This window comes from Streptomyces galbus, assembly GCF_005280195.1.
GTDB lineage: Bacteria > Actinomycetota > Actinomycetes > Streptomycetales > Streptomycetaceae > Streptomyces > Streptomyces galbus.
In genome coordinates this window covers 208,490-216,911 of the sequence record NZ_SZPR01000010.1, presented here as the reverse complement: position 1 = coordinate 216,911, position 8,422 = coordinate 208,490, and the positions used below count along the sequence as shown (strand labels likewise).

The following is an 8,422-nucleotide window of genomic DNA, read 5'->3' as shown; positions in this document are numbered from 1 at the left end:
TGGAGTCGATGCCGAGGTCGGCCTCGACGTCCATGCCGAGGTCCAACATGTCGGCCGGGTAGCCGGTCTTCTGCGCCACGATGCCGAGCAGCGCGGAGGCGACGTCGGCGGTGCTGAAGCCGGCCCGCGCGGGGGCGGCCGTCGCGGTGGCGGTGGCACCGACGGTGACCGTGGCCGCGGCGGCGTGGGGCGCCCGGGCGGTCGAGCCGCCGAGGCTCAGCACGAAGTCCACGATCTCACCGAGCGTGCGCAGCTCACCGAGCTGTTCGGGGCCGACCGGGGTGGGGCTGGGGAACTGTTCCTGCAGCACGCCCATGATCTCGACGCGCTTGATGGAGTCGATGCCCAAGTCCGCCTCCACGTCCATGCCGAGGTCGAGCATTTCCGCCGGGTAGCCGGTCTTCTGCGACACGACGTCGAGCAGGGCGGCGGCGACCTCGTCGGCCGAGGCGCCCGTCCCGGACGGGGCGTTGTCGTGGTGCGCGTCGTCGGACGGACCCTGACCCTCACCCTGCGGGACGGCCGGGGGGACCGGCGCCGACGGGGCCTGCGGGGCCACGGCCTCGGTGCGGACCGCCGGGGCGGGCGCGGGGGCGGGCGGAGCCGCCGGGGCGGCCTGGTCCACCGGCGCCTGCGGAACGGCCGGGGCGGTGGCGAGGGCCGGAGTCTCCGGCGCGGGCAGCGCCGCCGGCGCCGCGGGGGCCTCCTGGACGGCCGGCGCCACGGGCGCGGACTCCGTCAGCGCGCCGATCTCCAGCGCGGCCATCTCCCGCAGGATCTCGTTGGCCCGCAGGTGCGTGCGCCCGATGGCCAGGCCGTGCTCCTTCACCGAGGCCACACCGGGGAGCACCGCGTCGACGCGGCCCTGCTCGTCGGCGCGCTCCAGCAGGCCCATCATCCGCTGGGCGCTGGCCAACTGGCCGTGCAGGTAATCGTCGTGGAGCGCCAGGTGGTCGGCGATCAGCGAGGAGAGCCGATCGGGCGCGGGGGTGGGCTGTTCGTCTTCCACGAGTTCGCTCTCCAGTACGTCGGCGGAGGCGGCGTGCGCCGCGGGGGCCGGGGCCGGCGCGCTCTCCGGTCGCCGGGCGACGGCGGCCGTCGCCGGGGGCTGGGCGGTGCTCCCGGCCGGTGCCGGGGCGGCCGCGGCGACCTCGGCCGAGGGCGCGGGCCGCGCGGCGGCGGGGGCGGGCGGGACGGGCGCGGGGGTCCCGGAGCCGGTCACAGCGGGGGTGCTGCCCGGGCCGGAGGTGCCGACGGGGGCGGGGGCGGCGGCGGCCGCGGGCACCGTGACGGGCCGCTCGATCCGGTAGCCGTTCTCCAGCGCGTCCCGGTAGGCGGCCCGGCGGGCCTCGGGCACGTGGTTGATGCCGTTGAGCGGCACGGTCATGCCCTTGACGGGCTCCTCGGCCGGGGGCTCGGCGACATAGCGGTCGGTGGTCGCCAACGGCAGGCCCAGCACCGCCAGTTCGGCCACCGCGCGCTTCAGCGTCAGGTCGGCGTCGCCCTCGCTGCCGGGGTCCAGCCGGACCGCGAAGTGCTCGCGCTCGCCGAGGATGCGGTCGACCAGCTTGGTCAGCACGTTTTTCGGGCCGAACTCCACGAACGTACGGAAGCCCGCCGCGTACATCTCCTCGACCCGCTCGGCGAACTCCACCGGCTTGACCAGCTGGTCCACCAGGGTCCGGCGGTTGGCCTCGGCGTCGGAACCGTACGCGGCGCCGGGCGAGTTGGCGTACACCGGGCGGCGCGGCTCGCGGATCTCGGCGTCCGCGACGGCGCGTCCGAACGCCTCCACGGCGTGTCCCACGAACGGCGTGTGGAAGGCCGCCGAGACCGGCAGCCGCAGCGCGCGCACGCCCGCCTCACCGGCGGCGGCGACGAACCGCTCGACGGCGTCGGTGGCGCCGCCGACCACGATCTGGTCCGGGGCGTTGCGGTTGCAGACCACCAACTCGTCGAAGCCCGCGAGCAGTTCCTCGACCCGCTCGGGGGAGGCGATGACCGCGGCCATGGCGCCCGGGTCGAAGCCGCTCTGCGCGGGCGGGGCCATCGCCGCGCCCCGGGCCCGGGCCAGCGCGAAGTAGGTGGCGTCGTCGAGGGCGCCGGCCGCCCACAGCGCGGCCAGCTCACCGAAGCTGTGCCCGAGGAACCCGTCGGCGTCGAAGCCGAGTTCCGTCAGGTAGCGGTAGTGGCCGGCGGCCAGCGCGCCGATCGCGGGCTGCGCGTACTCGGTCCGGCGCAGCGCGCCCTCCTGCGCGGTGCGCGTCGCCTCGTCGAACGCGGGCGGCGGGAACGCCACCCGGGACAACGGGAGTGCGTCCTCCCCGAAGGCCGCGTTGGCCGCGTCGAAGGCGGCGCGCAGCGGGGGCAGCGCGAGGACGGCGGTGCGGCCGGGCTCGACGTACTGGCTGCCCTGGCCGGCGAACAGCGCGGCGACCTTGCCGGTGGACGCGGCGGCGGCGCGGAAGTGGATGCCCTTGGGGTGCGACCAGGCGTCCGCCGTCGGCCGGGTGCGCAACTGGGCCACGGCCAGGGTGCGCAGCTCGGCGAGCTCGGCGTCGGACCGGGCGACGAGCGCGAGCCGCGGGTGTCCCGCCGGGGCGGGCGTGGTGCGCGGCTCGGCGCCCTCCACGGCCCGGGCCAGCGCGTCCACGTCGGGCTCGTGCCACAGGTGCACCCGGCTCACCGGGAACATCACCCGCAGGTCGTCGCCGTCGCCGTGCTCCTCGAGGACCACGTGGAAGTTGGTGCCGCCGAAGCCGAACGACGACACCGCCGCCCGGCGCCGCGGCCGGCGCGGGTCGCGGATCCAGGGTCTGGTGCGGGAGCTGACGTAGAAGGGGCTGTTCGCCCAGTCGATCGCCGGGTTGGGCCGCTCGACGTTGATGGTCGGCGGCAGCAGCTTGTGGTGCAGGGCCAGGGCGAGCTTGATCATGCCGGCCGCGCCGGCGGCCGCCTTGGTGTGCCCGATCTGCGACTTGACGCTGCCGACCGCGGCGTACTGCTTCTCCTCGCCGCTCTCGGACACCACGGCGGACAGCGCCGACAGCTCGGTCGCCTCGCCGACCGCCGTGCCCGTGCCGTGCGCCTCGAACAGCTCGATGGAGTCGGGGGAGACGTCGGCGTCCTCGTAGGCCCGGCGCAGGGCCGTCATCTGGCCTTCCTTGCGGGGCGCGTAGATCGACTTGAACCGGCCGTCGCTGGAGGAGCCGATGCCGCGCAGCACGGCGTAGATCCGGTTGCCGTCCCGCTCCGCGTCGGACAGGCGGCGCAGCGCCAGCATGCCGATGCCCTCGCCGATGAGCGTGCCGTCGGCGTCCGCGTCGAACGGGCGGATGAGCCCGGACTTGGAGAACGCGGGCGTCTTGCTGAAGCACAGGTACATGAAGATGGTGTTCTCGGCGTCGCAGCCGCCCACCAGCATCATGTCCGCGCGGCGCTCCAGGAGGTCGCTCACGGCGGCCTTGACCGCGCCCAGGGAGCTGGCGCAGGCCGCGTCGATCGTCATGTTGGTGCCGCCCAGGTCGAGGCGGTTGGCGATGCGGCCGGCCACGACGTTGCCCAGCATGCCGGGGAAGGAGTTCTCCTCCCAGGGCGCGAAGGCCAGCTTGAACTTCTCCGCGATCTCCTCGGCGTCCCGCTCGGTCAGGCCGCAGGAGCGCACGACCTCCTTGAGGACCGGGGTCTGCAGCCGGGCCGACAGCGGCTGGGTGAGCTGGTTGGCGCCGGTCACGCCGAGCACGACGCCGGTGCGCGAGGCGTCGTACCAGTCCTGGTCGGCGCCCGCGTCCTTGAGCAGGTCACGGGCGACGACCAGGCTGAGGAGCTGCAGGACGTCGGTGACCTCCAGGGTGTTGGGCGGCAGCCCGAACTCCAGCGGGTTGAACGGGACGGTGGGGATGAAGCCGCCGCGCTTGGAGTACGTCTTGTCGGGCGCGGAGGGGTCGGAGTCGTAGTGCTCCGACACGTCCCAGTGGGTGGCGGGGACGTCCTCGATGCAGTCGGCGGCGGAGACCACGTTCGCCCAGAACTCGCGCAGGTCGCGGGACTTGGGGTACAGGGCGGACAGGCCGACGATCGCGATCGGGTCGCGGGCCAGCCGGCGGTCGAGGTCGGATGCGTGCGAAGCGTTCACGGCGAGGCTCTCTTGGTCGGACGGCGGGACCGGTGACGGCCCCTGGTCGGTTCGGGGCCCTGCGGGTGACGCGCAAGGGTGGTCGGGCCGGCGCCCCACCCGGGCCGACGGTGCCTGCACGGCACCGGTACCGGGGTCGGGCGCCGCCCGTGACGGACGGCGATCTGTACGGGCGCGATCCCGCGGGGGACCGGCCCTGGGGGCGCCGGCGGGGCCGGCGTGCCGGCACGCGGGCCGGCGTGACGGTCGGGTGCTGTCCGGCCGGGCCCACCGGGCCCGGGGCGGCTCTCCGCCGGGCCGATGACCCGTGCCGGCCCACCTCCGTCCCGCCCCGCAGGGCGGTCGGCGGGCACCCCCGCGTACGGCTACGCGCCCCGCAGCAGACGGGCGATCGTGTCCACGGCGTCGGGGTGGTCGAGCATCGTGTAGTGGTCGCCCGGGCACAGGTGCACGGTCAGACCGTGCGGCGCGAGCGGCAGCCAGCCGAGCGTGTCGTCGCCCGGGATCAGACTGCGCTCGGCCTTGACCAGCACCACGGGCAGGGGAGCGGGGGCGGGCCGGTGCGGCGCGGTGAGCCGGTTGTTGCGCAACAGCCCGTCGACATAGGTGTCGTAGAGCTTGCGCAGCCCCGGCAGCGGGGTGTCGGGCAGCAGCGCGCCGGAAGCGACCGCGGCGTCCAGGACGACCGGGAGCCCGTCGTCGACCGACCGGCCGTCCAGCGCGCCCGGGGCGAGCCGGACCGGACGGCCGCGCTTGGCGCCCAGGTACATGCTGAACCAGCCGAGCAGCAGGCCCGGTTCGAGGGCGTCGTCGGGCTGCTTGTACTCCTCGGTGGGCGCGATGCTGTCGAGCAGCACGAGCCGCGCCGGACGCCGCCCGGCCGGCAGCGCGTCGGCCATCGCCACGGCCAGCACACCGCCGAACGACCAGCCCGCGAGGGTGTACGGACCCGGCTGCGGCTCCATGGCCGCCAGCAGCCGCTCGGCCAGCCCCGCCACGGTCGTCGCCGCGCGGCCCCCGGTCAGCGCCGCCTCGGCGTACTCCGGGACCGCGCCCAGGTCGAGCACGGTCAGCCCGTCGCCCTCCGGCAGTGCCCCGGCGAGCGCCCGATACACCGTGGGCGCCAGGGCGCCGGGGTGGACGAACCAGACCATGTGCCCGCCGGGCGCGGCGTCCCGGAACCGCCGGACCACCGGGGGGCGCAGCTCACGCGGCGGCCGCACGCTGCGCGCTCTCCTCGGCCAGGTACCCGGCCAGGTCCTTCACGGTCGGGTGGTACCAGAGCGTGGTGGTGCTCAGCTCGAAGCCGAGCCAGTTCTCCAGCTCGCCCGCCAGGATGAGCGCTTCGGTGGAGTCCAGGTCCAACTCGTCGAAGTACACCTCGCGGGAGACCTCGGAGGGGTCCACGCCGAGCCGGTGGGCGATCTTCTCGATCAGCCAGGTCTCGGCCTCGTCGGGGGTCACTGCGGCCATGATGCGTCGTCCTTCCCGGGGGCGCGGCGGAGCCGGCCCCGAACCGTGCGAATGGTGGCGCCCGCACACCGCGCGGCAGGGCCGGCGATGGGGGTCACGGCACGCCGGGGGAAGCCCGGCCGAGGGCATTCGGCCGGACCGGCGCGCGACCCGGAATACGTGTTTCCGGGCCGGGAAAAGGGGCGGGGAACGCGGTGACACTCCGCTTTCCGGTGAATCGCCGCACCCCGACGGAAATAACAACTCGTCAGTAGGTCATACGCTGTACGGTCGATCCTCGTCGATCGGTGGATGGTCCGGACTTGTGGGCCCACAAGTTCGCTGTGCCGTCGGAGTGGTCGCCCGAAGCACGCAGGCCACAGTCTTGCCACCGCGCCGAATCCCGAACAACCGCCCTTCCGAAGAGTGGAAAGGAATTCCGCGTTACGGCCGTGGGCGCGCATGAGGCGCCGGATGAAGGGCAGGCGACGTACCCCCACTCGTCCGTCGCCCTGCCCCTCCGGGGTGGCCGGCCCGCCCCCGCCTACCGTGCCTGGGCCGCCCGCGCCTCACGCCGGAAGGCCCCCGGCGTCATGTTGACCCGACGGGTGAAGAACTTGCCGAAGTTGGTGACCTCGGAGAACCCCAGCCGCCGCGCTATCGCCCCGATGGGCAGGTCGGTGTGCCCGAGCAGCCGGCGTGCCTCCAGAGCGACCCGGGAGTCGATCACGTCCTTGGCCGAGGTGCCGGCGACGGCGCGACAGGCCCGGGACAGCGCGCGCGTGCTGCAGTTGAGGGCGGCGGCGTAGTCCTCCACGAGCCGGGTGACCGCGTACGAGCGGTCGAGCTCGCGGCGGAACCTCAGGAACAGTTCGCCCTGTTCACCGCTGACGGCGGCGCCCGGCTCCTTGTGGCGGCGGCGGCACATCTGGTCGATGTGCAGCATGGCGACGGCCAGCAGGTGCTTGAGCAGTTCCTCGCCCAGGCCCTCGTCGGGCCGCTGGAACTCCTCCCGCAGCAGGCTCACCACCCGCCGGAAGGCGAGGAGTTCGGAGCCGTAGAGCTGCCAGTGCGTGGGGCGCAGCACGTCGTCGAACATGCCCACGCGGGCGCTCAGGTGCAGGGGGAAGGTCTCGGTGAACATGATGACGTCGGCGTCCATGTCCGACCGGGGAGAGAACTCGATCACCTGGTTGGGCCGGGTCCAGACCAGGGTGCCGGGGCGGCACTCGAAGCGGGTGGAGTCGACGGCGAAACTGCCGGACCCCGCGGTGACCACGAGGATCTGGTGGAAGTCGAGGCGGTGGGGCGAGGCGAGGGAGGGGACCGAACCCTGGTCGCGCAACTCCCGGAGGGTCGTCATCGCGAGGTCGAGACCGGAACGCCAAACCGGGACGTAGGGGAACATGGGCAGGGGTAACGATGCGAAATCGACCATGGGCGTTCCGGAATCGACCTTTCATTGGCCACTTGAGGCTTCAATGATAGGGGTGGTCGCCCGAATACAGCTCGAATCCGGAGGCAGCACGCACCTGACAGCACCACAGTGAACGTGAAGGTGAAGGGAATCTGAACGGGATGACCACTCCCCACTCCGCCCCGCCGGAGCGCTCAGTCGTCGACCGGACGCTCAGCATCCTCGGCGCCTTCGACCGGGACAACCGCACCCTGTCACTCAGCGACATCAGCAGGCGCTCGGGACTGCCCGTCGCGACCGTCCACCGCATCGTCAACAAACTCCACGGCTGGGGTGCCCTGGAGAGATCCGCGGAGGGCGGCTACAGCATCGGGCTGCGCCTGTGGGAGACGGCGGTCCTCGCGCCGCGCGCCTCCACCCTCGCCGAGACGGCCCAGCCCTACCTCATCGGCCTGCAACGGCAGACCGGTGGCGTGACGACCGTCGCCGTCCGCGACGGCCGGGAGGCCGTGTGCCTCACCTTCGTCTCCAGCGAACCCGACCCGGCCCCCTACGACGCCCCGGGCCGCCGGGTACCGCTGCACGCCACCGCGCTGGGCCAGGTGCTGCTCGCCCACGCCGGCACCCTGGTGCAGAACGAGGTGTGCGCGGGCCCGTTGCGGGCCCACACCCCGAAGACGGTCGCCGACGGCCCCACGCTCACCCGGTGCCTCGCCAAGGTCCGGCGGGAGGGCAGCGCGCTGGTGCACGGCGCGTTCCGCCCGGGCCGCGGCGGCTTCGCCGTTCCCGTGCGGGACGCCCGGGGCACGGTGGTCGCGGCGGTCGGCGTCATCGGCCCCGTCCCGCTCGTCCAGCCGGCCAAGGTCGCCGGACCCGTGCACGCGGCGGCCACGATGATCTCCCGCGCCGTACGGACGGAGGGCGCCCGCCTGGCGGAGCCGGTCGCGTGACGGGCACCGCGACCGGGCGCCGCGGCGGCGCGCCCGGTCACAGCCGGGGTGTCGTCTCGTAGCGCGGTCCTAGGTCCGGGCGGTCGCTGCCCGCGAGTTCCGCGGCCATCCGGTGCACGCGGACCAGGTCGTGCAGCAGCCGGCGGGTCTCGTCCTCACCGAGACCCGCCCGCCGGGCGATCTGCTCCAAGTGGGGTGCCTCGCCACCCCGTTCCTCCTCCGCGGCGGTGAGCGCACCGAGGACCCGCTCGTGCCGGTCGGTCCAGTCGAAGTGTCCGCGGCCCGTGTCGTCGGGCGGCGCCACGAACGTCGCCGGGTCCATCGGTTCGCTCTCCGTCGTCCTGCGCACCATGGCGCACACTCCTGTCGTCGTGGGCCCGGCGGTCCGCACGCGGATCACCGGACACCGGGTCGGGTAGGAGTGAGCCGGGTAACCACATGCGCCCCGTTCATCACCCGGACAGGACA

General features: G+C 74.1%; 6 protein-coding genes. 1 reads left to right on the top strand and 5 read right to left on the bottom strand.

All coding sequences use genetic code 11. The features are described 5' to 3' along the window. The 4 genes from E4U92_RS09300 to E4U92_RS09285 form a co-directional block, all read right to left on the bottom strand. Nucleotides 1–4,135 (bottom strand): type I polyketide synthase (locus tag E4U92_RS09300; RefSeq protein WP_137300136.1); only part of this gene is annotated, 4,135 nt, incomplete at its 3' end. Nucleotides 4,136–4,500: 365 nt separating this feature from the next. Continuing rightward, on the bottom strand, nucleotides 4,501–5,358 hold the full coding sequence (locus E4U92_RS09295) for a thioesterase domain-containing protein (RefSeq protein ID WP_137299824.1): 858 nt from the start codon (nucleotides 5,356–5,358) through the stop codon (nucleotides 4,501–4,503). After that, complete coding sequence (locus E4U92_RS09290; protein WP_137299823.1) at nucleotides 5,342–5,608, bottom strand: acyl carrier protein; 267 nt, start codon at nucleotides 5,606–5,608, stop codon at nucleotides 5,342–5,344. Before E4U92_RS09290 ends, E4U92_RS09295 begins: the two co-directional genes overlap by 17 nt. A gap of 523 nt (nucleotides 5,609–6,131) precedes the next feature. After that, entirely contained in the window at nucleotides 6,132–6,950 is an 819-nt protein-coding gene (locus tag E4U92_RS09285; protein ID WP_229862425.1) for an AraC family transcriptional regulator, read from the bottom strand. Between the two features lie 215 nt (nucleotides 6,951–7,165). Here E4U92_RS09285 and E4U92_RS09280 point away from each other — a divergent pair, with 215 nt between their 5' ends. Beyond that, on the top strand, nucleotides 7,166–7,954 hold the full coding sequence (locus E4U92_RS09280; RefSeq protein WP_137299821.1) for an IclR family transcriptional regulator: 789 nt from the start codon (nucleotides 7,166–7,168) through the stop codon (nucleotides 7,952–7,954). Between the two features lie 37 nt (nucleotides 7,955–7,991). Here E4U92_RS09280 and E4U92_RS09275 read toward each other — a convergent pair whose 3' ends face one another. Then, nucleotides 7,992–8,306, bottom strand: a complete 315-nt coding sequence (locus E4U92_RS09275; protein ID WP_137299820.1) for a hypothetical protein — start codon at nucleotides 8,304–8,306, stop codon at nucleotides 7,992–7,994. Nucleotides 8,307–8,422: the final 116 nt, after the last annotated feature.